The organism is Thioclava sp. JM3, from assembly GCF_002213185.1.
GTDB classification, from domain to species: Bacteria; Pseudomonadota; Alphaproteobacteria; order Rhodobacterales; family Rhodobacteraceae; genus Thioclava; species Thioclava nitratireducens.
In genome coordinates, this window is record NZ_NBOB01000007.1 from 23863 (window position 1) to 47045 (window position 23183).

Genomic DNA, 23183 nt, shown 5'->3' on the forward strand with positions numbered 1-23183 from the left:
ATAAATCCGTTGCGCCCAGTGTCATAAGACATGACAGCGATCACGATTTTCCCCGAAAGCGATTTTTTGCAAGGTATTTCGTACGGCAGCTGTGGTGCTTGCTAAATGCAGCGCCGAGAACTGGCGTTTCGCGAGTTCCACGGCGGTTCTTCCCTGAAATATCTAACGCTTTTTTACGGGTGCCGTAAGGTGAGGATTCGCGCAGCTTCGCGCTTCGGCAGGAAGGCGCGTAGGCGCCCCGAGACTCTCGGGACGCGCTATTCGCAAGCGCAAGAGCGCGCTTAGCAGGCTGTGGCAGGTGTCATGCTGCGCTGGTCCAGAAGGAAGTCGGTCACCATCGCACCGATCCACATGCAGAACAGCGCCAGCCACGCGGTGCCCGCGAGAACCGAGGTGCCCGTCACCCCGTTGCCGATGGCGCAACCGCCGGCGAGCATCGCGCCAAAGCCCATGAAGACAGCCCCGATCATCGAGCGCCGCATTACTGGCACCGAGTCGAAGCCCTGCCATGCGAATTGGCGCGAGAGGAGCGAGCTCAGGAACGCGCCGAGCACCACGCCCGGCACGAGGCCGACGTCGAATTCCAGCACCGAATGGCGGTCGAGGAAGAACATCAGCGTATTGGCCGAGGGGCCCGAGAAGGTGACGGAATTGACCGGCACCGGATCGAATGCGACCTGGCTCAGCATGAAGGTCAGCACCCAGCCCACCGCGACCGCGAAGCCGACGCCGGAGGCGAAGATCCACGTCTTCACACCAATCTCGTTGCGCTTGGCCAGATACATGCCTGCGATGGCGAAGACGATGCCGACGGCGAGCCCGGTCCAGTCCGGCAGATGCAGCGCGTCGAGGATATTCACGTTCTGCGCCCCGGTAATCCAGAGGCCGGCGAGTCTATCGCGCAGCGGTGCGAGGATGCCCTTGAGGCTCATCGTGGCGGTCACGGCGAAGATCAGCCCCGAGACGACCGAGCGCAGGTTGCCCGTCGCCGCGAGCACGAGAAGCCGCCCCGAACATCCGCGCGACAGCACCATGCCGACGCCGAAAATGAGGCCGCCGATGATCGCGCCCGACCACGAGCCCGGCACCGACATCATCCGGCTGTCGGCCTGCCGGAACAGGTCGAGCAACTGCGCGCTCTGCACCCAGACCAGCGCGGTCGAGAAGGTCAGAAACCAGACCGCGACCTTGCCGCCCAGCTTGCCCCGCGCGAATTCCACGGTCGCAGCCCGCAGGCAGAAGTTCGATTTCTGCGCGGCCACGCCGAAGATGAGCCCGGTGATGACCCCGAAAAGCGCCGCCGTGGGGCCTTCGCCGATCCGCTCGATGAGTGCGATGATGTCCATAGCCAGATCTCCCGTTCGCGCACGGGTTTTGCCAGAAACCGCAGAAACGCACATTGATCTGAGTCAGGTCGCACCTTTTGCAGACTTGCCGTGGACGCTGCCGTCGCGTCTAAGGAAAGCATGATGAAGTTCCGTTCCGTCCCGCTCGACGAAGCCCACGAGCTGCCCCGCTGGCGCAGACCCGAAGCGCTGCTTTACGTCATGGCCGCTGCCATGCCGATCTCCTTCGCCACCTGGTCGGCGCTCCTGAACAACTTCGTCATCGACGTGGTGAATTTCGACGGCGTCGATATCGGCTGGCTGCAAAGCTTCCGCGAAGTGCCGGGGTTCCTCGCGATCGGGGTGATCGTCGTGCTCTGGGTAATGCGCGAGCAGACGCTGGCCATCCTGTCGCTGCTGCTTCTGGGCGGGGCGACGGCGGTGACCGCCCTTTTCCCGAGCTTCGCCGGGCTCATCATCGTGACGCTGCTCTCGTCGATCGGGTTTCACTATTTCCAGACGGTGAACCAGTCGCTGCAATTGCAGTGGATCGACAAGGCAAAGGCGCCACAGACGCTGGGGCGGATCGTGGCCATCGGCTCAGGCGCGTCGCTCGCCGCCTATGCAGTGCTGGTGCTGACATGGAAGACCTTCAATCTCAGCTACGAGTTCGTCTACGCCACAGCCGGGATCGCGACGATGGTGATGATGGCGGCCGCCGCGCTGATTTATCCGCAGTTCCACACCCGCGAGCCGCAATCGAAGAAATTCGTGCTGCGTCGCCGCTACTGGCTCTATTACGCGATCACCTTCATGGCGGGTGCGCGTCGGCAGATCTTCGTGGTCTTCGCTGCCTTCATGATGGTCGAGCGCTTCGGGCTGCGGGTGGACGAGATCACCGCGCTCTTCCTGATCAACTTCGCGGTCAACATGGCCGCCGCGCCGGCAATGGGCCGCTTCGTGCATCGCTTCGGCGAGCGCCGCGCGCTGATCTTCGAATATGTCGGGCTGACGCTGCTGTTTCTTTCTTATGGCGGGATCTACTGGTTCGGCTGGGGCATCTGGCTCGCCTGCGCGCTCTATGTCGTCGATCATCTGCTGTTCGCGCTGGCCTTCGCGCAGAAGACCTATTTTCAGAAGATCTGCGACCCCGAGGATATCGCGCCCACCGCCGCCGTCGCCTTCACGATCAACCATATCGCCGCCGTCTTCCTGCCAGTGACGCTGGGCTATCTCTGGATGGTCTCGCCCGGCGCGGTCTTCGGGCTGGCGGCCTCGATGGCGTTGATTTCGCTGGGGCTTGCGCTGCTGGTGCCGCGTCACCCCTCGAAAGGCTACGAGACCGTGCTGCAGGGGCTTGGCCCGGTTCCGGCGTGAACTGGAAATTTCGTCGAGCCGCGCCTATCTGAGAGGGGCGCGAAAGGGAGACTCACAATGCTGTTCGGAAAACCCGCCACCATTCCCACCAAGGCCGAGGCCCTGCCGGGCCGCGACGAGGCGATGCCTCTGGCAGAGCCGCATTTCCTCTGGGGTCGCGACCTGCGCTCCCCCGTGCCCGAAGGCATGGAAGAGGCGATGTTCGGCATGGGCTGCTTCTGGGGCGTCGAACGTATCTTCTGGAACACCGACGGCGTCTGGCTGACCATGGTCGGTTACGCGGGCGGGCCGACACCCAACCCGACCTATCGCGAGGTCTGCACCGGCATGACCGGCCATAACGAGGTGGTCCGCGTGATCTACGATCCGGCCAAGGTCAGTTACGACGATCTGCTCCGCATCTTCTGGGAAAACCACGATCCGACCCAGGGCATGCGTCAGGGCAATGATCGCGGCACCCAGTATCGCTCGGGCATTTACACCTATACCGACGCGCAGAAAGAGGCGGCCGAAGCCTCGCGCGAAGCATATGCAGAGCGCCTGAGTGCGGCGGGCTACGGAACTATCACCACCGAGATCATGGACGCGCCGCCCTTCTACTATGCCGAAGATTATCACCAGCAATATCTGGAGAAGAACCCCGGCGGCTATTGCGGCATCGGGGGGACCGGCGTGACCTGCCCGATCGGGCTGAACGCGTGATCCGATGGGCGCGCGGGCCGCTTGACGCCTCGCGCCCGCGGCCCTAAGCCCGGGCGCAACCATCCCGAGGAGCGCGCCCCATGACCACCTTCACCGCCTTTACCACGCTGGCCGATCGCGAGGCCGCCGAGGCGCTGTCCGAACGTCTCGAAGAGCTCGATCCCGGCCCCTATGGCACGGGCGTGTTCGAGATCGAGGACGGGTCGGGCCGCTATGAGGTCTCGGGCTATTTCCTCGAGGCACCTGACGACGTGGCGCTCGACCTGCTGGCGATCTCGCACGGGGCGCAGCCTTTCGTCGTTTCGGAAATCCCTGAGACCGATTGGGTCGCCCATGTGCGCCGCGAACTGGCCCCGGTCCGCGCGGGCCGTTTCTTCCTCTACGGCAGCCATGACGAGGACAAGATCCCGGCCGATGCGATTGCGCTGCGGATCGACGCGGCGATGGCCTTCGGGACGGGCCATCACGGGACCACCTCGGGCTGCCTGACGGCGCTCGACGATCTGGCGAACGAGGGTCACACCTTCCACAACGTCGCCGATATAGGCTGCGGCACCGCCGTTCTGGCGATGGCAGCGGCGAAGCTCTGGCCCGAACCGGTTCTGGCCTCCGATATCGATCCAGTCGCGGTGGAAACGGCAGCGGCGAATGTCGCGGTGAACGATCTTGAGGGCCGCGTGATCTGCATCGAGGCCGCGGGCTTCGGCGATCCGCGCCTGAAAGAGGCCGCCCCCTTCGATCTGATTTTCGCCAATATCCTCAAAGGCCCGCTCGTCGCGCTTGCCCCCGAAATGGGCCGCAACTGCGCCGAATCGGGCTTCGTGATCCTCAGCGGGATTCTCAACGAACAGGCCGATGAAGTCGTCGCCGCCTATCAGGCGCAGGGCTTTGTTTCCCATTCGCGTAAGGAATTCGGCGAATGGACGACATTGGTCATGCAGCGCGCCTAATCCGCCACAAATCCGCTCTGATTGTCGTAAGGATTGCTTTACCCTGTTTTGAGAAATTGCCTTCGGGGCATCGCAGTCAACGGGGTTTGCCATGCGCGATCCACAAATAGAGTCCTTTGAAAAGCGGCTGCATCGGATCGACCAGATTCATCAGGCTGGCGGCGCATTCGAGGCGTCCGGTGCCTTGGGCCGCAGCTATTTCGACTCCATGCGTCCCAAGGTGCGGCGCCATTTTCCGTTGCGCGGTGTGGCGCTGATCTTCGCCGGTATTCTGCTGGTGAAGGGCGCCATGCTCGCCCAGGTTGGGCAGGCTAGCTACGAGGCGCGTGTCGCAAGCCTCGCCGGTGGTTCGCAATTCGAACGGGTGGGGGCCTGGATCATGCATGCCGATCCGATTACCCGGAAAATCGCCGGCTGGCTCGCACCGTTCATCGGCTAGGAACCCAAGCCTGTATCCCAAAAAGAAAGGGCTGCGCCGTTGCCGGGGCAGCCCTTTTCGCATGACCTTTCGGTCGACTTAGCGCAGACGCGCCACGTCGAGCCGGGTCAGGCCGATATCGTCCAGCGCGCGGTCGCTGAGCTTCATCAGAGCCTTGCGGGTGACGCGTGCGTCGTTCCAGTCGTGCAGGGCGGCGATCAGCGAGGTGATGACGCTCGGTCGGGCGCTGCGGCTCATGCGGGTGTTGATATCCATCGAAGCCATGGGGAGGATCCTTCGTTCACAAACTGCTCAAGTTTCGGGCATTCCATCTTCTGAGGCGCAGATAAGACTGGCAGAGCGCGAAAACAATCTCAGTTTTGGCAGCCCCGCCATGCAGGAATCGCATGTGATAGAAGGCCCGTTTCTGCATCGCCTCTGGCCGATGTTCCCTTTTCGTGCTAGTTCTTGCGAAACAACACGAGAACGAGGCAGGGCAGATGCGGGTGATCGGGATCGATCCGGGGTTGCGCAATCTCGGATGGGGCGTGATCGAGATGGACGGATCGCGGCTCAGGCACGTCGCGAACGGGATTCTCCACTCCGAAGGTAAGGATTTGGCAAAGCGCCTGCTGGTGCTGCACGAAGGGCTGAGCGCGGTCATCGCGACTCACGCGCCCGAGGCCGCGGCGGTGGAGCAGACCTTCGTCAACAAGGACGCCGTTGCGACGCTGAAACTGGGGCAGGCGCGCGGCATCGCGCTTCTGGCGCCGGCGCAGGCCGGGCTGGAGGTCGGCGAATACGCCCCGAACGCGATCAAGAAAACCGTCGTCGGCGTCGGTCATGCCGACAAGACGCAGGTGCAGCACATGGTGCGCCACCAACTGCCCGGCGTGCAGTTCGAAGGCCCGGATGCCGCCGATGCGCTCGCCATCGCGATCTGCCACGCCTTCCACCTGCAATCGGCGGCCCGGATGAACGCGGCGCAGCTCTCCCGCGAGGCCCTCGGCACGACGCAACGGAGGCGCGCATGATCGGTCGCATCGCAGGCGTCATCATCCACCGCGCGCTCGACCACGTCATGATCGACGTGCGCGGGGTGGGATATGTCGTCCATGTCAGCCAGCGCACTGCACAATCTCTGCCGCCCGTAGGCCAGGCCTGCGCGCTCTATACCGACCTTCTGGTGCGCGAAGACCTTTTGCAACTCTTCGGCTTCCCGACGCTGCTGGAGAAGGAATGGCACCGGCTGCTGACCTCGGTACAGGGGATCGGTGCGAAAGCCTCGCTCGCGATCCTCGGCACGCTCGGCGCGGAAGGGCTGGGCCGGGCGATCGCGCTGGGCGACTGGTCAGCGGTGAAATCGGCCCCCGGCGTCGGTCCGAAACTCGCGCAACGTGTGGTGCTGGAACTGAAAGAGAAAGCACCTTCCGTCATGGCAATGGGCGCGGAATTGACCGTCGACGCCTCTCCCGAGGTGATCGAGGATGCGCCCGCGAAAAAGCCCGCGAAGAAAGCCGCGCCCGCCGCCACGCCGAAGGTGAACTTCACCGCCGAGGCGATCTCTGCGCTCACCAATTTGGGCTACGCGCCTTCCGATGCTGCTGGTGCCGTGGCGCAGGCCAATGACGATCCGGAGGTCACCGATACCGCCAAGCTGATCCGCGCGGCGCTTCGGCTCCTGGCCCCTAAGGATTGATCTTCTTCTTGATCTAAATATCCCGGGGTGCGGGGCAGGGCCCCGCTTGCTCCCCTCCGCCAAAGGCGCGACAGTAGATGACGATGAGCGAACCCGATCCCACGTTGCGGCCCGACCGCTTGCCCGAAGACGCCGACCGCGCTCTGCGGCCTCAGGCGCTGGAAGAATTCACCGGTCAGGCCGAGGCCCGCGCCAATCTGCGGGTCTTCATCGAGAGCGCGAAGATGCGCAGCCAGGCGATGGATCACACGCTGTTCCATGGCCCCCCCGGTCTGGGCAAGACGACGCTGGCGCAGATCATGGCGCGCGAGCTGGGCGTGAACTTCAAGATGACCTCGGGGCCGGTGCTTGCCAAGGCGGGCGATCTGGCTGCGATCCTGACCAATCTCGAAGCGCGCGACGTACTGTTCATCGACGAGATTCACAGGATGAATCCGGCGGTCGAGGAAGTGCTCTATCCCGCGATGGAGGATTTCGAGCTCGACCTCGTGATCGGGGAAGGCCCCGCCGCTCGCACTGTGCGGATCGAATTGCAGCCTTTCACGCTGGTCGGCGCGACGACGCGGCTTGGTTTGCTGACGACGCCGCTGCGCGATCGTTTCGGCATCCCGACCCGACTGCAATTCTACACCGAGGACGAGCTGGACCTGATCGTGACGCGCGGGTCACGGCTTCTGGGTATCCCGTCGGATCCGGAAGGCACCCGCGAGATTGCCAAGCGCGCCCGGGGTACCCCGCGCATCGCCGGCCGCCTGCTGCGCCGAGTCGTCGATTTCGCGCTGGTCGAAGGCGACGGGCGGCTGACTCGCGAGATCGCGGACCGGGCGTTGACGCGGCTGGGCGTCGACAATCTCGGTCTCGACGGCGCGGACCGGCGCTACATGATGCTGATGGCAGATCATTACGGCGGCGGCCCGGTGGGGGTGGAGACGCTCTCGGCGGCGCTCTCGGAAAGTCGCGACGCGATCGAGGAAGTCATCGAACCTTACCTGCTGCAACAGGGCCTGATTAGCCGCACCCCGCGCGGGCGGATGCTGGGCGCGCGGGCGTGGCGGCATCTGGGGCTGGAAGCTCCGAAACCGGCAACCCCGCAGACGGACCTGTTCGGCGATGGCTAATCCCCTGGCACGTTTCGAGATCACCGAGGCCGAGATCGACCGCGTCGTCGCGCGCTTCTACGAGCGCGTCCGGGAACATGCGATGCTGGGCCCGGTCTTTGCGGTGCATGTCACCGACTGGCCGACACATGAGGACAAGGTCGCACGGTTCTGGAAGAACGCGATCCTTCGCAAACCGGTCTATGACGGCTCGCCCATGCAGGTCCACCGGGCGGCGGGCAACGTGCGCCCGGGCATGTTTTCGACCTGGCTTGCAGAATTCGACAAGGTGCTGCGCGAGGAGCTCTCGCCTGAACAGGCGAAAGGTTGGTCAGCGCTCGCCCATCGCATTGGCATGAGCCTGCGCCAGGGCGTGGTCGAACGCGAGACGCTTCCGGGCGGTATTCCGAAACTGAAATGACAATGGGGGCTCTGCCCCCGCTGGCACCGCCAGCCCCCGGGATATTTAAGTCAAGAGGAAGAGGATCAGTCCTCTTTCTTCCCGAACACGCCCGTCAGCGACCGCCCGATCAGGTTGGTCACGCGCGGCTTTTGTAGTTTGCGGAAGGGCATCGGGCGGCAGACCTCCAGCGCGGCGATGCCGACGCGGGCGGTCAGCGCGCCGTTGATCACGCCTTCGCCGAAGCGGCGCGAAAGTTTCGAGACCAGATGACCGCCGGTGACGGTCTCGATCAGATCGTCACCCGCCGCTACCGCGCCGGTCGCGACGAGATGGGTCATCACAGTCCGCGCCAGCCGAACCGAGCCGAGTGTGCCCGAGCGCCCGCCATAGATTTCCGCGATGCGCCGTATCATCCGCAGGTTTGCGGTAAGCGCGGTGAACACATCGGCCAGCGCAAGCGGCACGACGGCGGTCACCGTGGCGACGGTGCGCGACGCGGCCTCGATCTCCAGCCGGGCCGCGGCGTCGAGCGGTCCCATCAGCTCGGTCTCTGCCAGCCCCATCAGCGTGTCGGTGTCGAGCACTTCGCCCGTTTGCTCGGCCAGTCGTTTGCGCGCCCAATCCATTTCGGGCCGCGCGGCATAGAGGCCGGAGACATGGGCCGTCACCTTGCGGGCGCGGCTTAGGTCGTCGGCGCTCAACGCTTCCGAGACTTCCTTGTGGACCTTGTCGAGCCGCGCCAGCCGCGAGAAGGCGGCGATTTCGCGCGCCGTGATCAGCAGCGCGCCAAGCGCGAAGGCCGCTACCAGCGCGGTGCCAATCCAGCCGAGGATCGGATGAGTGGCGAACAGCCCGTCGATGAAGCGCCAGAGCGCGACGGAAATCAGGAAACCGACCAGCGCCACTGTCGCGCGCCAGAAGAACCGCACGATGGGCGAGGCGCGGCGTGCCCCCAGTCGGGTCGCGATCTGCATGGCGCGGCCTTCCAGCCGTTCCTCGGTCGCGCTCGGCATATCCTCGATCGGCGCGGCCTCGGCGGGCGAGGGCGCGTCCTCGATCTCGATCATCACCGGTTTTTTCATAGCTTGTCCCCGATCAGGAAATCGGCCGCGCGGTCGAGCCGGATATGCGGCGGGCCTTCGCCGGGCCTCAGGATCACCGGGGCCGGGGCGAAGTTCATGATCGAATAGTCTTCGTCAAGCCATGCGCTGGCCCCTTGGGCGGCGGGCGAGAGAAGCTGCGCCGGGTCGGCGGGCAATTCGCCGGGATAGAGCGCGACCGATTTACCATTCTCCAAGCGGCCGCGCACGGCCTGCAACTCCACCCCGTCATGCGAGAGGGTTTCTTCCGTAGTGCTGCGCAGGGCCGCGATCGACAGGGCCAGCGTCTTCGCGCCCGCGAAATCGGCGCGGTCCCTGGCCTCGCGCAGCAGTGCGCCGGTGATCGCGGTCAGGCGAGCGTGTTGGGTGTGATGCAGGTGATCGGCCTTGGTCGCGGCGAAGAGGATTTTCTCCACCCGCTTGCCGCCGATCAGCGAGGTCAGCCAGCTTGCGCGCCCCGGGCGGAAGGCCGCCAGAATATCGGCCATCGCCTGCCGCAGATCGTCGAGCGCGGCAGGCCCGGAGTGGATCGCGCCCAGTACGTCGACCAGCACCACCTGCCGGTCGATCTTGGCGAAATGGTCGCGGAAGAAGGGGCGGACCACTTCGCGCTTATAGGCGTCGTAGCGCCGCTCCATCTCGCGCCGGAGCGAGCTGCGCGGGGCGTCGCCCGCGGGCAGCGGCGCGAAGGTCAGCGCGGGCGATCCGGCCATCTCTCCGGGCAGCAGGAAGCGCCCCGGCGTGCAATCGGAGAACCCCGCATCGCGCGCCGCGACCAGATACCGGGTGAAGCCCGCCGCCAGCGCCTTGGCCTGCGGCTCGGTGAACTCCGCCGTGCCATCCGTCGCTTCGGACTGCGCCAGATACTCCGCGCCTTGCGGACGGTTCGGCAGACGCGCCAGCGCCTCGGCCGACCACTCGGCATAGCTCTTGTCCATCAGCCCGAGATCGAGCAGCCATTCGCCGGGATAATCCACGATGTCGAGATGCACGACGCGCGGCCCGCGCACCGCGCCCAGCATCCCGCGCGGCTGGATGCGGAAGGACAGGCGCAGCTCCGAGACCGCGCGCGTGCCGTCCGGCCAATGCGGTGACGGGCCAGTCAGCGCGGCAAGGTGGCTCTCGTAGTCGAAGCGCGGCACGGTGTCGTCCGGCTGCGGCTGCAGATAGGCGGCGGTGATGTCGGAGGCGGACCCCAGCGCAGGCATCCGCCCCCGGTCCAGCAGGTTCGCGACCAGCGAAGTGATGAACACGGTCTTGCCCGCGCGCGACAGCCCCGTCACGCCGAGCCGGATCACCGGTTCGAACAGCGCTTCCGAGACCGATTGGCCCATGCCTTCGATCCCGCGCGTGATGCCGTCCGCAATGTCGGAAATGCCCAAAGCCTGCCCCTCGTCCTCGTTCACGAACAAGATAAGCAGCGGTGAGTATTAATGAAAGAGAGGGCGGACACGCGGCCCGCCCTCCGAAGATTTCTTCTGCCGCGCGCCGGTCTCAGACCGCGAGACAGATATATTTCATCTCAAGATAGTCCTCGACGCCGTGATGTGACCCCTCGCGGCCCAGACCGGATTGCTTCACGCCGCCGAAGGGCGCGACTTCGGTCGAGATCAGGCCGGTGTTCACGCCGACGATCCCGTATTCCAGACCCTCCTGCACGCGGGTGATGCGGCCCACGTCGCGGGCGTAGAAATAGCTCGCGAGGCCGAAGATCGTGTCATTGGCCTTGGCGATCGCCTCCTGCTCGGTCTCGAACTTGAAGAGCGGGGCGACTGGGCCGAAGGTCTCCTCATGCGAGACCTTGGCCTCCTGCGTGACCCCGGTCAGCACGGTCGGCTGGAAGAAGGTACCTCCCATCTCGTGACGCGCGCCGCCGGTGACGATCGAGCCGCCGTGGTCGAGCACGTCCTGAATGTGCTCCTGCACCTTCTTGACCGCGTCCTCGTTGATCAGCGGACCGGCCTCGACACCTTCCTTCAGGCCATCGCCCACCTTGAGCTTCTCGACCGCCTTGGCCAGCTTCTCGGCGAAAGCGTCATAGACCCCGGACTGGACGTAGATGCGGTTGGCGCAGACGCAGGTCTGACCGTTATTGCGGAATTTCGACGCCATCGCGCCTTCGACCGCCGCATCGAGATCTGCGTCGTCGAACACGATGAAGGGCGCGTTGCCGCCCAGCTCCATCGAGCATTTCATCACCTGATCCGCCGCTTGACGCAGCAGGATACGTCCCACCTCGGTCGAGCCGGTGAAGGTCAGCTTGCGCACGGTGTGGTTCTCGCAGAATTCCTTGCCGATATCGGAGGCTTTCGCGGAGGTGATGACCGAGAGGATGCCTTTGGGCAGGCCCGCCCGTTCACCCAGTACCGCCATCGCCAGCGCCGAGAGCGGCGTCTCCGAGGCCGGGCGGCAGACGAAGCCGCAGCCCACGGCAAGCGCCGGGCCCGCCTTGCGCGCGATCATCGCGTTGGGAAAGTTCCACGGCGTGATCGAGGCGGCGACCCCAATCGGCTGCTTGATCACGGTGATCCGCTTGTCGCGCTGATGGCCCGGGATCGTCTCGCCGTAGACGCGCTTGGCCTCTTCGCCGAACCACTCGATGAAGCCTGCGCCATAGGCGACCTCGCCCTTCGCCTCGGCCAGCGGCTTGCCCATCTCGGCGGTGAGGATCGCGCCGAGATCGTCCTGGTTCTCCATCATCAGGTCGTACCATTTGCGCATGATCTGCGCGCGTTCCTTGCCGGTGCGCGCCGCCCAGTCCTTCATCGCCTCGTCGGCGGCAGCGATGGCGCGGGCGGTTTCGGCGCGGCCCAGATCGGGCACGGTGCAGATCACGTCGCCGCGCGCCGGGTTGGTCACCTCGAAGGTGGTGCCGTCATCGGCATCGACCCATTCGCCCGCGACGAGGGCCTTGGTCACCAGAAGCGAGGGATCCTTGAGGATGGATTTGAGGTCGGTCTTGTCGTCGAGCATGATGTCCTCCGAAGGGCTGGATGGGTCGTCCGGTCAATGCGCCGGGGTGTGGGATGTTCCGTAACGGCTGCGCCAGCAGGGCTGCAGATCGCCGGGGTGTTCTTTGGCCTCATAGATGGCGCGGGCGATGGCCCGGGCAAGCACGCAAGACGCCGCATGGCCAAGCTGGAACGGGTCGCGGACCGGGTCGTGCAGGGGCTTCTCGCCGGTCGCGGCGGCGAAGATCAGATCGCCGTCCATCGGCGTGTGCGAGGGCACGATGGCCCGCGCCATGCCGTCATGGGCCGCGGTGGCCATGCGCTGCGCCTGCGCTTGGCTGAGGGCTCCATCGGTCGCGACGATGGCGATGGTGGTGGCCTCGCCCTGGCGTTTCGTCGGTTCGGGCTCGGTGGCGGGACCGTGCCGGGGCGCTGGACCGAGTCCGCCGAATTCGCCCGCGATTTCCCAAGGCGCGGCCCAGAAATGCGGCCCCTCGCCGACGGTCGCCGAGCCGAGCGCATTCACTGCTACGAGTGCCCCCACCGTGAAGCCGCTCTCCAGCACGGCCGAGGCAGAGCCAAGTCCGCCCTTCACCGTGCCGGTCATCGCCCCGAAGCCCGCCCCGGCGCTGCCGATCTCGAACCGCTCCGAAGCAGCCTGGAGCGCCGCGCGCCCGAGCCCGGGATAGGGCGTGTCGACCCAACTCTTGTCGCCACCATTGAGCAGATCGAACAGGATCGCGCCGGGCACGATCGGAACGCGCTGATCGCCCACCGCGAAACCGCGGCCTTGCGCGCGCAGCCCCGCCATCACCCCATCGCAGGCACCAAGCCCGAAGGCCGAACCGCCCGAGAGCACAAGCGCATCGACCTCCTGCACCAGCTTGTCCGGCGCAAGAAGATCGGTCTCCCGCGTCCCGGGGGCGCCGCCCATCACCTGCACCGCCGCCGTGAAGGGGCGCTCGCCGACCAGAACGCTCACGCCCGAGCGCAGGCCCGCATCTTCGGCATTGCCCACGCGCAGCCCGGCGATATCGGTGATCAGATTGTTCGGCCCTGCCTTCATCTTCCTCTTGGTCCAAATATCCTGGGGGTTTGGGGGCAACGCCCCCAAGTCAAACCGCTTTTCTCAGATACAGCGCCCGCCATCCACTTCCAGCGCAACGCCGGTGATCATGCTCGCCTCGTCCGAGCACAGGAACAGCGCTGCATTCGCCATATCTTCGGGGGTCGAAAACCGCCCGAGCGGGATGGTGGAGAGAAACTTCGCACGGATCTCCGGTGTGTCCTCACCCATGAAGCTCTTCAGGAGCGGGGTCTCTCCGGCGACCGGGTTGATCGCGTTGACCCGCACGCCGGACGGCGCCAGCTCGACCGCCATCGCGCGGGTGGCTGTGATCATCCAGCCCTTCGAGGCGTTGTACCAACTTAGATTGGGCCGCGGACTAACGCCGGCGGTGGAGGCCACGTTCAGGATCGCGCCCGCGCCGCGCGCCTTCATCTCCGGCACGATATGGCGCGCCGTCAGGTAGACCGATTTCGCGTTCACCCTCAGGATTCGATCGAATTCCTCCTCGCTCACGTCCTCCATCGGCTTCGGCAGATGGGTGGTCCCGGCGTTGTTCACCAGAATGTCGATCTGACCGAAGGCCTCGCGTGCGGCCTCCGCCATGGCAGCAACATCCGCATCGCGGCTGACATCCACGGTGCAGGCCACGCCGCCGGTTTCGTCCGCAATGGCCTGTGCGGCCTCCGCGTTGAGATCCGCGACCAGTACACGCGCGCCCTCGGCGGCGAAGCGGCGCGCGATCCCCGCCCCGAAGCCCGAGCCCGCGCCGGTGACGATCGCGCTTTTGCCTTCCAGTCTCATCTCTCCTCCTCCTCGGGGCCTACTGTTGTCGCAGGACACATCGGGTGCAAGGGGGCTCTGCCCCGGTTCCGGCCCTTCGCTTGCGCTTCGGGCGTTCGTCGGGGCGTCCTTCCACCGGAAGGCCGCTGATCCCGCCTCACCCCCGGGGTATTTCCGCCAAGCCGAAAGCCTCAGCCATGCCAGGCGGCGACGGTTTTCAGGACGGAGAAGCCATAGAGCGCCTCGAACCCTTTCTCGCGCCCGTGACCGGATTTGCCGACGCCACCGAAGGGAAGCTCCACGCCGCCACCTGCGCCATAATTGTTCAGGAAGACCTGTCCCGCGCGCAGGCGGCGGGCGAGCCGCATCGTCCGCCCGCCATTCTCCGACCAGACCGAGGCGACGAGCCCGTATTCTGTGCCGTTCGCGATGGCGACGGCCTCTTCCTCGTCCTCGAAGGGGATGACGATCTGCGCCGGGCCGAAGATTTCCTCCTGCGCAAGCCGATGTGCGCCGTGGCCGCCACCGATCAGGGTCGGCGCGACGTAATGGCCGCTCGCCGGGGCGTTCTCGGCGATCCGGCCTCGGGCCGCGATGGTGAGGTCGGACGCGAGCGCGAGGTAGCCCTCGACGATCTCCTTCTGCCGCGCCGAGATCAGCGGGCCGAGGTCGTGATCGCCAAGCGCGGGGCCTGCGACGAGGCTTCGGTAGCGCGCGGCCATCATTTCCAGAACCTCGTCGTAGCGGCTGCGCTGTACGAGGATGCGCGACGAGGCCGAGCAGGTCTGGCCCGCGTTCTGGATGCCCGCATTCACGAGGAAGGGCAGCGCGCGGTCGAGATCGGCATCGGCGAAGACGAGCTGCGGGGATTTGCCACCGAGCTCCAGCGTGACGGGCACGACATTGGTGGCCGCCGCAGCTTGGATGCGCTGGCCCACCGCGACCGATCCGGTGAAGGAGATGTGGTCGATCCCCGGATGGGCCGAGAGCGCGGCGCCGGCTTCTTCGCCCAGACCGGGCACGATATTGAGCGCCCCGGCTGGCATTCCGGCTTCTTGCGCGATCCGTCCGAAGGCCAGCGCGGTGAGCGAGGCTTCCTCGGCGGGTTTCACGACCGCCGCGTTGCCCATCGCCAGCGCGGCCCCGACCGAGCGGCCGATGATCTGCATCGGGTAGTTCCACGGCACGATATGCGCAGTCACGCCGTGCGGCTCGCGCAGCGTGTAGGCGGTGTAGCCGTTGAGATAGGGGATCGTCTCGCCCATCACCTTGTCGGCGGCGCCGCCGTAGAATTCGAGATAGCGCGCGAGCGCCGCCACATCGGCCCGTGCCTGCGTCAGTGGTTTGCCGACATCGAGCGCCTCGATCACCGCGAGATCCTCGGCATGGGCGAGCACGAGCCTCGACATCTTCAGCAGGAGCCGCCCGCGTTCCGCCGCGCTCAACTGCCCCCATTCGCCCGCAAGCGCGGCCTGCGCGGCCTCGACCGCCGCGTCGATCTCCTCCGAGCCGCCGCGGGCGATCTGCGCGATTTCGCGCCCATCGGACGGGCATGCCACTTGCAGGCGCGCATTGGGCTTGTGCCAGACGCCTCCGATCAGTATCTCCTCGGGATCGAACCAAAGCCGCAAACTCATGCGCGGCACCTCCTCTTGTCACGCGATTTCGCAGCACGCTCCGCTTGCACGCGCGGAAAATCAAGGGGGCAGGAATCTGCCGGAGTCGCTCCGATCACATTCATGTGAGTGTGAGTGGAGGGAACTTTCCCCTATCTAGCCCCTTGAATGACGGAACCGGGCAGAAGGCCCACCGAAAAAGAGACAGGAATATTGCAAGTGACCGCGAGTTATTCGACGCTCAAACGCGCGATCCGACCGGCCATGCTCTTCGGGCTGGCTGGCATCTTGGCTGCCTGCGCGAGTGCGCCGGAACAGCGCTACGCGCAACCGACCCAGTCGACGAAGGCCGTGCCCTCGGAATATCAGGCACGCGAAGATGACGGGAAAACCATCCCGGCGATCAACCCGAAGTATTTGGTTGAGCGCAACCGCCGTCAGATCGTGCCCTATCACGGGCCCGAGGCCGTCGGGACGATCGTCGTCGATCCTTATGCGCGCTTCCTCTACTACATCACCGAGCCAGGCAAGGCAGAGCGCTACGGCATCGCCGTGGGCCGCGATGGCAAGACTTTCTCGGGCAGCGCCACGATCGAGCGCAAGCAGGAATATCCGAGCTGGACGCCGACCCAGAACATGATCCAGGAAGATCCCGACCTCTACGGGCCGCTGAAAGACGGTCTGCCGGGCGGTCTGGACAACCCGCTGGGGGCGCGCGCGCTTTATCTTTACCAGGGCAACCGCGATACCTATTACCGGATTCACGGCACGATGGACCCGTCCTCGATCGGTCGTGCGACGTCGGCCGGCTGTATCCGCCTCTTCAATCAGGACATCATCGACCTGTTCTCGAAAGTGCCGAAGGGCACGCCGGTGAAGGTTCGCAGCCGCGCCGAAAGCCTCGAGATGGAAGGGCCCGTGGTGCAGCTGCATTCGGGCTACGTGGTCTCCGCCTATAATCAGGTGGCGATCAACGAAGACGAGGCCGCGTGGAAAGCGGGCCGGATTCCCGATCAGAAGAAAGTCGAAGAGGAACAGCATCAGGCTTCGGTCGCGATGGCCCAAGAGGTCGGCGGCTCGGGCGAGAATGCCAACTCCACTGTCGATTGCGGCTATTCCGGCACCGGCACCTGTGTCGATAGCAACAACTGATCGAACCGATCTTGGACAAGAAATTTGCGGCGCGTGGGGCAACCTCGCGCCGTTTTTCATGGGGGCTCGGTCTTTTTGCGAGCGGGGCAAAATCATGCGCGACGCGCCCGATGTCGCAGCGTTTGCGCGTTCACGTCTTTCCTTGCGGGCCGGGTGACGCTAGGACTCGCGCGCAAGCAGATCAGGAGGATGCCATGAGCGTCACCGGAACCACGCGGCAGAAGATGCCCGCAGATATTCTCGCGATGAAGGGCGGCGCGCCGATCGTTTGCCTGACCGCCTACACCACGCCGATTGCGAAGCTGGTCGACAGCCATTGCGATCTCGTGCTGGTCGGCGACTCGGTGGGCATGGTGCTCCACGGACTCCCTTCGACGCTGGGCGTCACCATGGAAATGATGATCCTCCACGGCAAGGCCGTGGCGCGCGGTCTGTCTAACGCGCTGATGGTGATCGACATGCCCTTCGGCTCCTACGAGGAAAGCCCGGCGCAGGCGTTCCGCAACGCGTCGCGGCTGATGGCCGAGACCGGCGCGGGGGCGGTGAAGCTCGAAGGTGGCGCGCATATGGCCGAGACCATCGCTTTCCTGACCGCGCGCGGTATCCCGGTGCAGGCCCATATCGGGCTGACCCCGCAATCGGTGAACACGCTGGGTGGCTACAAGGTGCAGGGCCGCGGCGACAGCCGGGCGCGTCTGGTCAAGGATGCGAAAGCCGTGGCCGAAGCGGGGGCATTCTCGGTGGTGCTGGAAAAAGTGCCGCAGGGGCTGGCCGATGAGATCACCGCGATGGTCGCTATCCCCACCGTCGGCATCGGCGCGGGTGCCGGCTGCGACGGGCAGGTACTGGTGGTCGATGACATGCTGGGCCTCTTCACCGATTTCAAACCGAAATTCGTCAAGCGTTTCGGCCAGCTCGGTCAGGAAGCCGAAGCCGCCGTCGCCGATTACGCAGCCGAAGTACGTGATCGCAGCTTCCCGGCAGCCGAGCACAGCTTCGCCGATGAGGTGAAAAAATGACGCAGGTGATCCGCAAGGCCGCTGAACTGCGCGACAAGGTGGCGGCGTGGAAGCGCTCGGGGATGCTGGTCGGCGTGGTGCCGACGATGGGCGCGCTGCATGACGGCCACCTCAGCCTCGCCCGCGCCGCGCGCAAGCAATCGGACCGCGTGATCGTGACGGTCTTCGTGAACCCGATGCAGTTCAACAATGCCTCGGATCTCGACAAATACCCGCGCGACGAGGCACAGGATCTGGCGCTTCTAGAAACGGAAGGGGTCGACGTGCTCTTCGCGCCCGGTGTGGACGAGGTCTATCCCGACGGGTTCTCTACCACCGTGTCCGTGTCGGGTATCACCGAGCCGCTCGAGGGCGCCTTCCGGCCGGGCCATTTCGATGGCGTGGCGACGGTCTGCTCGAAGCTCTTCGGCATGACGCAGGCGGGGCGCGCATTCTTCGGCGAGAAGGATTGGCAGCAATTGCAGGTGGTCCAGCAGCTTACCCGCGATCTCAACATGCCGATCCGCATCATCGGCTGCCCGACCATCCGCGAAGAGGACGGTCTGGCAATGTCCTCGCGCAATGTGCGGCTGACCGCTCGGGAGCGAGCACTGGCGCCGCGTCTGCATAAGGTGATGCAGGAGGCGGCCGCGAAGATCCGCGACGGCGTGCCGGTCGAAGGCGCGCTCAACGATGCGAAAGCCGAGTTGAAGGAAGCGGGCTTTGGGGAACTCGATTACCTCGAGCTGCGCACGGTCGACGGGCTGAAGCCCGCGGCGGATCTGTCGCAACCGACGCGGATGCTGGCCGCGATCTGGCTCGGCGATGTGCGTCTGATCGACAATATCGCGGTCTGATATCTCGAGGGGGCGCCGCCCCGCGACTACGTCGCCCCCCGGGATACTTGGACAAGCCCGAAGGCCGGGTGATCCTGCATCGCCTTGGTTGAAATATCCCGGGGTGAGGCGCGGCACGCGCCGAGGGGCAGCGCCCCTAAGAACCCAGCAGTTCCGCCAGAACCAGCGCCATGACCTTCGCGCTGTCGGTCATATCCTCGATGCCGACCCATTCGTCGGGCTGATGGGCGAGTTCCAGAAGGCCCGGCCCGTAGGCGATGCAATTCTGCAGCCGGCCGATGCGGTCGATGTGTTTCTGGTCATAGGTACCGGGCGAGACGACATACGCCGCCTCGCGGCCCAGCACAGCCTCGATCGCGGCGGCGGTGGAGCGCACGATAGGCGCGCCCTTGTCGGTCATCGTGGGCTGCACTTCGAACAGGTCGCGGATTTCGTATCGGAAGCTCGGGCGCTGCGCCCTCACGCGTTCCATCAGGTCTGCAATCTCGGCCTTTACCTCGGCAAGGTCTTCCTCGATCAGAAAGCGGCGGTCGATTACGATGCGGCAGCGATCGGCGACACAAGGCGTGGGAAGGCCGGTGTAATCGGCCTCCTCTTCCGGCGCGCCGCCATGGATCGAATTGACGTTCAGCGTCGAGGCCCGCGCGCCTTCGGGGATCACGGGCATCTCGGTATGCTTGCCCAGAAGGAGGGGATAGAGCGTCTCCTCCATCTCGCTCAGAACGGCGCTCATATGGCGGATCGCGCTGTCGCCGAGGAAGGGCATCGAGCCATGCGCGATGCGGCCGTGGGTTTCGATTTCGGCCCACCAGACGCCGCGATGGCCGAGGCAGATCTGGTCCTTGTGCAGCGGCTCGGGGATGATGACGTGCTGCACGCGGGCGGAATCGAAGCGGCCTTGCTCGGCCAGATAGGCCACGCCGCCATAGCCGCCCGATTCCTCGTCGGCAGTGACGGAAATCTCGATGCTGCCCCTGAAGTCGGGGCAGGTGTCGAGGAAGGCCTCTGCAGCGATCACCGAGGCCGCCAGCCCGCCCTTCATGTCGCAGGCGCCGCGCCCGTAGATGCGGTCGCCGTCGATCTCGGCGCCGAACGGATCGCGGGTCCAGCCGTGGCCGATCTCGACCACGTCGTGATGTGAATTGAAATGCACGCAGTCGCCGGGGCGCGCGCCCTCGAAGCGGGCGACGAGGTTCCAGCGCGGATAGGGCTCGCTGTCGCCGGGCGCGCCACGGGCGCGGATCATCTCGGTCGCAAACCCGCGTTCGGAGAGACGCTCGGCAAGATATTCGCAGATTTCGCGGTAATTGCGCCCCGGCGGGTTCAGCGTCGGGATGCGGATCAAGGCCTGCGTCAGCGCGATCAACGCGTCGCGGCGGGCATCGATTGCGGTCTTGAGGCGAGTGGCAAGGTCCATACCCAAGGCTAGCGCCGCTCGACGCGGCGGGCCAAGCGAAAACAGCTGGACTGAAAACACGTGGCTTTCGCGGACGGCGCGCGCTATTGCGGGACAAAATCCTACGGAGGGACCGGATGAACCTGTTCTTGGCCTTCGCGCTCGTGCTCTGCATCGCGGTCGGAGGGTGGCTGTCGAAATACGACTGGGCGAAGCTTCTGGCATTGGTGCCTGTGGCGATGATCGTGCCTGCCTTCTACATGACCGGCACCGCCTGCGGCGCGGGCTTCGTGCTGCATTTCTTCTCTGACACGGCGAGCTGCTCGAACGGCTACGTACCGCGGCAGATGTTCGCCGCGACCTACGTGATGGCGCTGATCCCGGTCGCGGCCTCCGCGATCGTGATCAAGCTGATCCGGATCGGCATGGCGCGCCGCAAAGGCTGATCTGGTCAAGCCCGCCGCTGCGGCCTAGGCTTGCGACAGCGAGGGGCAAGGAGGGCGCGCGATGCTGGCCTTCATCCGACTGGCGATATTCGGCCTGATCCTACTGACGGTCCTGTTCTGGCTGGTGCGTCTCTATGCCCGGTCGGTCCGGCGCGAGGCGCTGGAAGAGGATTGGAACGAGGCCGCAGCCGAGGGTCGGGCCGAGACCACACGCGAGGCTTACGTCGAGGCCGGGATGCGAGACTACGAGAAAAGTCTGCTGCGCAAGCTGATCTGGCTGGTCTATGTCCTGCCGATCGTCGTGGTCGGGCTGATTGTCTATCTGATGAATTACAGGTGAGGGTGCGATGCGTTACGTGAAATGGGGCTTCTGGCTGGTCGTGATCGGCTTTGCCGCCGTGTTCCTGCATTACAACCTGCCACGCCATGACATCGTGCGGATCGTCGGCACCGAGGTGCGCCGGATCGACTTCGGCGAGAACTCGATCTTCTGGGCCGCGCCCGATGTAGGCACTGCGAACGCCACGAGCCGCGATGTGCGCTTCATCAACACGGTGCGCCCGAACGGCAAGACACTGGTCTTTCGCAACGAGGATACCGGCTGGGGGTGGCCGCCCTATTTCAAGCTCGACAGTTCGGATTTGCAGGCACAGGCCGAGTCGCTGATCTCGACCTCTGCCGATCCGATCTGGGTGTCGGTCACGCGCTATGGCTGGCGCTCGCGCTGGCTGACGATCTTTCCGAATGCGGTCGGACTGAAGGTCGTGCCCGCTCCCGATACGCGCATTATCCCTTGGGCGAATATCGTCATCCTGACGCTGCTCGTCATCATCGTCCTGACGATCCGCGCGATGTGGCGGCAGTTCCGTCAGCGCTCGATCGATCCGCTTTTCGAGGAGGCGGGCGAAGCCTGGGACGATGCCGAGGAAGGTGCGAAGGGTTGGTTCGACCGCTTCATCGGACGCAAGTGAGACGGAGTTTCAGGGCCGCCGGGCGGCACCCGACTCAGACCGACGCTGAAACGCGAAAGCCCCGCCACTGGCGGGGCTTTCGATAGGTATTTGATCCGCGCTCAGGCGTTGGCGGCGCGGATCTGCTCGGCAGCTTCCTTGTTGAAGCTCACGCCCTTGGTCTCGAAGAGCTGATCCAGCTCACCCGAGAGGGTCATCTCGGTGATGATGTCGCAGCCGCCGACAAACTCGCCTTTGACGTAGAGCTGCGGGATGGTCGGCCAGTCCGAATAGTCCTTGATGCCCTGACGGATGTCCTGATCCGCCAGCACGTTGACGTCCTTGTAGGTCACGCCCATGAAGTTGAGCACGCCCGCGACGCGGCTCGAAAACCCGCATTGCGGCATGTCCTTGGTGCCCTTCATGAAGAGAACGACGTCATTCTCGGAGATTTGCTGGGCGATCTGGTCTTGCGCGTTCATCGCTTAATCCTTTCTCCGTCCCGGCTCGGGACGCGTGTGAAATCACTCGGGCGCCTTGGTGGTCAGTGCGAGCGCGTGCAGCACCCCGTTCGGCCCGTCCATCGCCCCCTTGAGCGCGGCATAGACTGCGCGCTGTTGCTGGACTCGGTTCTTGCCGCGGAAGCTCTCGTCAATGACCTCCGCTGCCCAATGATTTCCGTCCCCAGCGAGATCGGTGATCGTGATCTTGGCATCGGGGAATTCGGCCCGGATCAGGGCTTCGATGTCATGGGCTTCCATTGCCATAAATAGGGCTCCTCGTCCTTTGCCGCAAACTTAAGTGGCGCGGCGGCTGGCTGCAAGGGGATGCGCGGGGCGGTGCGAGCTTATGCGGTGGCCGCTGGTGGGTGCAGCCGCGACAGGTAGAACATGAGCGTCGCGATGACGACGCTGCCGGTGAACATCGCGGCGGCTCCGGCGGCGGTCACTTGCAGGGAATGACCCGGCGCGCCGACTTCTCCGGCCAGTAGGAAACACATGTTGATGTCGATCCCCATCAGCGTGGTCCGGGGATGGGCGCGCAGTAGCGCACCGCCCGCGATGAAGGCGAAGGCGAGTATCAGGAACTCGGTCTGATCGCCGCCCGACAGGTGGGTCAGCCCGCGATAGGCGATGGCGGCGAGGACGCCAAGCGCGACGCCGGGCACCAGGAAGCGCACGGCGGGGCGCGGATTCGGCATGGAGCCCAGCACCGAGGAGAAGACGATCACCGACAATGCAGCTGCCGTCGCGGCGGGGTGGGTGAAATGGGCGTCGATCAGCGTGGCCGCGCCCGTGAGCGCCGCCACCGCCGCCATGCGCAGCCAAAGCTGCTGGATAAAATGCGGGTTCGGGCGCGGCGGCATCGGCGCGCGACGGGCGGGCGTGAAGAGCCAGTTCACCGCCGTCACCGAGATGACGCCCAGAAGCGTGCAGGCGACCCGGTCGAGTGCGAGCGGGATTGCCTCCGCCCCCATGCCGAGCGCGGGCATCACCACAACGCCGACCGTGATCGCCATCAGCGTGAAACCATAGGCCCAATGCGTCCCGATCCGGTAGGCGATCCCCACGCCCACGGCCGCCGTCAGCGCCACGGTCAGCGCGATTCCCGGCACTGGCAGCCAGCGAAGCGCGGCGATCCCGATTGCTGCCCCGACCAAGGTGCCCACAACCCGCAACAACGCGCGCAGCGCCATGTCTTCGCGATGGGGCTGGATTACCACCCAGACCGGCATCGCCGCCCAGTAGGCGTTGGTCAGCCCGAGCAACCGCGCAACGGTCAGGGCGAGCGTCGCGGCGAGGAACAGCCGGGCGGCATAGGCAAGGGTGGAGCTGGTCAAAGCGGGAACCTGAAATCGGTGTGTCGCGGCGATACTGGTCTGTGCGCAGGCGGCAAG

Annotated in this window: 26 protein-coding genes; 14 read left to right on the forward strand and 12 right to left on the reverse strand. The window is 65.3% G+C overall.

Annotated elements, in window-relative coordinates:
- Positions 1–281: 281 nt before the first annotated feature.
- Positions 282–1346: a YeeE/YedE family protein gene (locus B6V73_RS14020; protein WP_075775771.1), complete on the reverse strand. Its 1065-nt coding sequence runs from the start codon at positions 1344–1346 to the stop codon at positions 282–284.
- Between the two features lie 123 nt (positions 1347–1469).
- Between B6V73_RS14020 and B6V73_RS14025 the strand changes: the two genes are divergently transcribed.
- The 4 genes from B6V73_RS14025 to B6V73_RS14040 all read left to right on the forward strand — a co-directional run bounded on the left by B6V73_RS14025 (position 1470) and on the right by B6V73_RS14040 (position 4793).
- Positions 1470–2702: an MFS transporter gene (locus tag B6V73_RS14025; protein ID WP_088720459.1), complete on the forward strand. Its 1233-nt coding sequence runs from the start codon at positions 1470–1472 to the stop codon at positions 2700–2702.
- Positions 2703–2759: 57 nt separating this feature from the next.
- A complete protein-coding gene (msrA, locus tag B6V73_RS14030) occupies positions 2760–3404 on the forward strand; it encodes a peptide-methionine (S)-S-oxide reductase MsrA (RefSeq protein ID WP_088725555.1) in 645 nt (214 codons plus the stop codon).
- Between the two features lie 80 nt (positions 3405–3484).
- On the forward strand, positions 3485–4354 hold the full coding sequence (locus B6V73_RS14035) for a 50S ribosomal protein L11 methyltransferase (protein ID WP_088725556.1): 870 nt from the start codon (positions 3485–3487) through the stop codon (positions 4352–4354).
- Between the two features lie 91 nt (positions 4355–4445).
- Complete coding sequence (locus B6V73_RS14040; RefSeq protein ID WP_075775775.1) at positions 4446–4793, forward strand: hypothetical protein; 348 nt, start codon at positions 4446–4448, stop codon at positions 4791–4793.
- Between the two features lie 78 nt (positions 4794–4871).
- Here B6V73_RS14040 and B6V73_RS14045 read toward each other — a convergent pair whose 3' ends face one another.
- Entirely contained in the window at positions 4872–5057 is a 186-nt protein-coding gene (locus B6V73_RS14045; protein ID WP_075775776.1) for a DUF1127 domain-containing protein, read from the reverse strand.
- A 215-nt stretch (positions 5058–5272) separates the two neighbouring features.
- Here B6V73_RS14045 and ruvC point away from each other — a divergent pair, with 215 nt between their 5' ends.
- The 4 genes from ruvC (at position 5273) to B6V73_RS14065 (ending at position 7989) form a co-directional block, all read left to right on the forward strand.
- A complete protein-coding gene (gene ruvC, locus B6V73_RS14050; protein WP_088720456.1) occupies positions 5273–5806 on the forward strand; it encodes a crossover junction endodeoxyribonuclease RuvC in 534 nt (177 codons plus the stop codon).
- On the forward strand, positions 5803–6471 hold the full coding sequence (ruvA, locus tag B6V73_RS14055) for a Holliday junction branch migration protein RuvA (RefSeq protein ID WP_075775778.1): 669 nt from the start codon (positions 5803–5805) through the stop codon (positions 6469–6471). Before ruvC ends, ruvA begins: the two co-directional genes overlap by 4 nt.
- 83 nt (positions 6472–6554) lie before the next feature.
- A complete protein-coding gene (ruvB, locus tag B6V73_RS14060) occupies positions 6555–7589 on the forward strand; it encodes a Holliday junction branch migration DNA helicase RuvB (RefSeq protein WP_088720487.1) in 1035 nt (344 codons plus the stop codon).
- On the forward strand, positions 7582–7989 hold the full coding sequence (locus B6V73_RS14065; RefSeq protein ID WP_088720455.1) for a group III truncated hemoglobin: 408 nt from the start codon (positions 7582–7584) through the stop codon (positions 7987–7989). The genes ruvB and B6V73_RS14065 overlap by 8 nt, the downstream gene beginning before the upstream one ends.
- Before the next feature lie 65 nt (positions 7990–8054).
- Here B6V73_RS14065 and B6V73_RS14070 read toward each other — a convergent pair whose 3' ends face one another.
- From B6V73_RS14070 to B6V73_RS14095, 6 genes are all read right to left on the reverse strand, one after another.
- Complete coding sequence (locus B6V73_RS14070; protein ID WP_233243103.1) at positions 8055–9053, reverse strand: TIGR01620 family protein; 999 nt, start codon at positions 9051–9053, stop codon at positions 8055–8057.
- Positions 9050–10453: a YcjX family protein gene (locus B6V73_RS14075; RefSeq protein WP_088725557.1), complete on the reverse strand. Its 1404-nt coding sequence runs from the start codon at positions 10451–10453 to the stop codon at positions 9050–9052. The genes B6V73_RS14070 and B6V73_RS14075 overlap by 4 nt, the downstream gene beginning before the upstream one ends.
- 112 nt (positions 10454–10565) lie before the next feature.
- The gene (locus B6V73_RS14080) at positions 10566–12044 is read right to left on the reverse strand and encodes an NAD-dependent succinate-semialdehyde dehydrogenase (protein ID WP_088725558.1); all 1479 of its coding nucleotides are present in this window, start codon (positions 12042–12044) and stop codon (positions 10566–10568) included.
- A gap of 33 nt (positions 12045–12077) precedes the next feature.
- On the reverse strand, positions 12078–13088 hold the full coding sequence (locus tag B6V73_RS14085; protein WP_075775781.1) for a P1 family peptidase: 1011 nt from the start codon (positions 13086–13088) through the stop codon (positions 12078–12080).
- A gap of 63 nt (positions 13089–13151) precedes the next feature.
- Complete coding sequence (locus B6V73_RS14090) at positions 13152–13892, reverse strand: SDR family oxidoreductase (protein ID WP_075775782.1); 741 nt, start codon at positions 13890–13892, stop codon at positions 13152–13154.
- A gap of 170 nt (positions 13893–14062) precedes the next feature.
- The gene (locus B6V73_RS14095; RefSeq protein WP_088725559.1) at positions 14063–15508 is read right to left on the reverse strand and encodes an aldehyde dehydrogenase family protein; all 1446 of its coding nucleotides are present in this window, start codon (positions 15506–15508) and stop codon (positions 14063–14065) included.
- 198 nt (positions 15509–15706) lie between these two features.
- Here B6V73_RS14095 and B6V73_RS14100 point away from each other — a divergent pair, with 198 nt between their 5' ends.
- The 3 genes from B6V73_RS14100 (at position 15707) to panC (ending at position 18494) form a co-directional block, all read left to right on the forward strand.
- Positions 15707–16639: a L,D-transpeptidase gene (locus tag B6V73_RS14100; RefSeq protein WP_341865719.1), complete on the forward strand. Its 933-nt coding sequence runs from the start codon at positions 15707–15709 to the stop codon at positions 16637–16639.
- Positions 16640–16833: 194 nt separating this feature from the next.
- On the forward strand, positions 16834–17658 hold the full coding sequence (gene panB / locus B6V73_RS14105; protein ID WP_078602157.1) for a 3-methyl-2-oxobutanoate hydroxymethyltransferase: 825 nt from the start codon (positions 16834–16836) through the stop codon (positions 17656–17658).
- Positions 17655–18494 carry a pantoate--beta-alanine ligase gene (gene panC, locus B6V73_RS14110; RefSeq protein ID WP_075775786.1) on the forward strand — a complete coding sequence of 280 codons (840 nt, stop codon included), beginning with the start codon at positions 17655–17657 and terminating at the stop codon, positions 18492–18494. The genes panB and panC overlap by 4 nt, the downstream gene beginning before the upstream one ends.
- Positions 18495–18630: 136 nt before the next feature.
- On the opposite strand, the gene B6V73_RS14115 is transcribed toward panC, so the two are convergent.
- A complete protein-coding gene (locus B6V73_RS14115; protein ID WP_075775787.1) occupies positions 18631–19911 on the reverse strand; it encodes an acetylornithine deacetylase/succinyl-diaminopimelate desuccinylase family protein in 1281 nt (426 codons plus the stop codon).
- A gap of 116 nt (positions 19912–20027) precedes the next feature.
- On the opposite strand from B6V73_RS14115, the gene B6V73_RS14120 reads away from it, so the two are divergent.
- From B6V73_RS14120 to B6V73_RS14130, 3 genes are all read left to right on the forward strand, one after another.
- Positions 20028–20336 carry a hypothetical protein gene (locus tag B6V73_RS14120; RefSeq protein ID WP_075775788.1) on the forward strand — a complete coding sequence of 103 codons (309 nt, stop codon included), beginning with the start codon at positions 20028–20030 and terminating at the stop codon, positions 20334–20336.
- A gap of 61 nt (positions 20337–20397) precedes the next feature.
- On the forward strand, positions 20398–20676 hold the full coding sequence (locus B6V73_RS14125; RefSeq protein ID WP_088720447.1) for a hypothetical protein: 279 nt from the start codon (positions 20398–20400) through the stop codon (positions 20674–20676).
- Between the two features lie 7 nt (positions 20677–20683).
- Complete coding sequence (locus tag B6V73_RS14130; protein WP_075775789.1) at positions 20684–21307, forward strand: DUF1523 family protein; 624 nt, start codon at positions 20684–20686, stop codon at positions 21305–21307.
- Positions 21308–21408: 101 nt separating this feature from the next.
- Here the strand turns inward: B6V73_RS14130 and grxD are convergent, their stop codons facing one another.
- The 3 genes from grxD to B6V73_RS14145 form a co-directional block, all read right to left on the reverse strand.
- A complete protein-coding gene (gene grxD / locus B6V73_RS14135) occupies positions 21409–21768 on the reverse strand; it encodes a Grx4 family monothiol glutaredoxin (protein ID WP_075775790.1) in 360 nt (119 codons plus the stop codon).
- A gap of 42 nt (positions 21769–21810) precedes the next feature.
- Entirely contained in the window at positions 21811–22053 is a 243-nt protein-coding gene (locus B6V73_RS14140; protein ID WP_075775791.1) for a BolA family transcriptional regulator, read from the reverse strand.
- 80 nt (positions 22054–22133) lie between these two features.
- A complete protein-coding gene (locus tag B6V73_RS14145) occupies positions 22134–23126 on the reverse strand; it encodes an FUSC family protein (protein ID WP_168174905.1) in 993 nt (330 codons plus the stop codon).
- Between the last annotated feature and the right edge of the window lie 57 nt (positions 23127–23183).

What these genes read in the sequence shown, in the direction of transcription:
- B6V73_RS14020 (WP_075775771.1), bottom strand. Translation starts at nt 1,346, where the DNA reads ATGGACATCATCGCACTCATCGAGCGGATCGGCGAAGGCCCCACGGCG.
- B6V73_RS14025 (WP_088720459.1), top strand. Translation starts at nt 1,470, where the DNA reads ATGAAGTTCCGTTCCGTCCCGCTCGACGAAGCCCACGAGCTGCCCCGC.
- msrA (WP_088725555.1), top strand. Translation starts at nt 2,760, where the DNA reads ATGCTGTTCGGAAAACCCGCCACCATTCCCACCAAGGCCGAGGCCCTG.
- B6V73_RS14035 (WP_088725556.1), top strand. Translation starts at nt 3,485, where the DNA reads ATGACCACCTTCACCGCCTTTACCACGCTGGCCGATCGCGAGGCCGCC.
- B6V73_RS14040 (WP_075775775.1), top strand. Translation starts at nt 4,446, where the DNA reads ATGCGCGATCCACAAATAGAGTCCTTTGAAAAGCGGCTGCATCGGATC.
- B6V73_RS14045 (WP_075775776.1), bottom strand. Translation starts at nt 5,057, where the DNA reads ATGGCTTCGATGGATATCAACACCCGCATGAGCCGCAGCGCCCGACCG.
- ruvC (WP_088720456.1), top strand. Translation starts at nt 5,273, where the DNA reads ATGCGGGTGATCGGGATCGATCCGGGGTTGCGCAATCTCGGATGGGGC.
- ruvA (WP_075775778.1), top strand. Translation starts at nt 5,803, where the DNA reads ATGATCGGTCGCATCGCAGGCGTCATCATCCACCGCGCGCTCGACCAC.
- ruvB (WP_088720487.1), top strand. Translation starts at nt 6,555, where the DNA reads ATGAGCGAACCCGATCCCACGTTGCGGCCCGACCGCTTGCCCGAAGAC.
- B6V73_RS14065 (WP_088720455.1), top strand. Translation starts at nt 7,582, where the DNA reads ATGGCTAATCCCCTGGCACGTTTCGAGATCACCGAGGCCGAGATCGAC.
- B6V73_RS14070 (WP_233243103.1), bottom strand. Translation starts at nt 9,053, where the DNA reads ATGAAAAAACCGGTGATGATCGAGATCGAGGACGCGCCCTCGCCCGCC.
- B6V73_RS14080 (WP_088725558.1), bottom strand. Translation starts at nt 12,044, where the DNA reads ATGCTCGACGACAAGACCGACCTCAAATCCATCCTCAAGGATCCCTCG.
- B6V73_RS14085 (WP_075775781.1), bottom strand. Translation starts at nt 13,088, where the DNA reads ATGAAGGCAGGGCCGAACAATCTGATCACCGATATCGCCGGGCTGCGC.
- B6V73_RS14090 (WP_075775782.1), bottom strand. Translation starts at nt 13,892, where the DNA reads ATGAGACTGGAAGGCAAAAGCGCGATCGTCACCGGCGCGGGCTCGGGC.
- B6V73_RS14095 (WP_088725559.1), bottom strand. Translation starts at nt 15,508, where the DNA reads ATGAGTTTGCGGCTTTGGTTCGATCCCGAGGAGATACTGATCGGAGGC.
- panB (WP_078602157.1), top strand. Translation starts at nt 16,834, where the DNA reads ATGAGCGTCACCGGAACCACGCGGCAGAAGATGCCCGCAGATATTCTC.
- panC (WP_075775786.1), top strand. Translation starts at nt 17,655, where the DNA reads ATGACGCAGGTGATCCGCAAGGCCGCTGAACTGCGCGACAAGGTGGCG.
- B6V73_RS14115 (WP_075775787.1), bottom strand. Translation starts at nt 19,911, where the DNA reads ATGGACCTTGCCACTCGCCTCAAGACCGCAATCGATGCCCGCCGCGAC.
- B6V73_RS14120 (WP_075775788.1), top strand. Translation starts at nt 20,028, where the DNA reads ATGAACCTGTTCTTGGCCTTCGCGCTCGTGCTCTGCATCGCGGTCGGA.
- B6V73_RS14125 (WP_088720447.1), top strand. Translation starts at nt 20,398, where the DNA reads ATGCTGGCCTTCATCCGACTGGCGATATTCGGCCTGATCCTACTGACG.
- B6V73_RS14130 (WP_075775789.1), top strand. Translation starts at nt 20,684, where the DNA reads ATGCGTTACGTGAAATGGGGCTTCTGGCTGGTCGTGATCGGCTTTGCC.
- grxD (WP_075775790.1), bottom strand. Translation starts at nt 21,768, where the DNA reads ATGAACGCGCAAGACCAGATCGCCCAGCAAATCTCCGAGAATGACGTC.
- B6V73_RS14140 (WP_075775791.1), bottom strand. Translation starts at nt 22,053, where the DNA reads ATGGCAATGGAAGCCCATGACATCGAAGCCCTGATCCGGGCCGAATTC.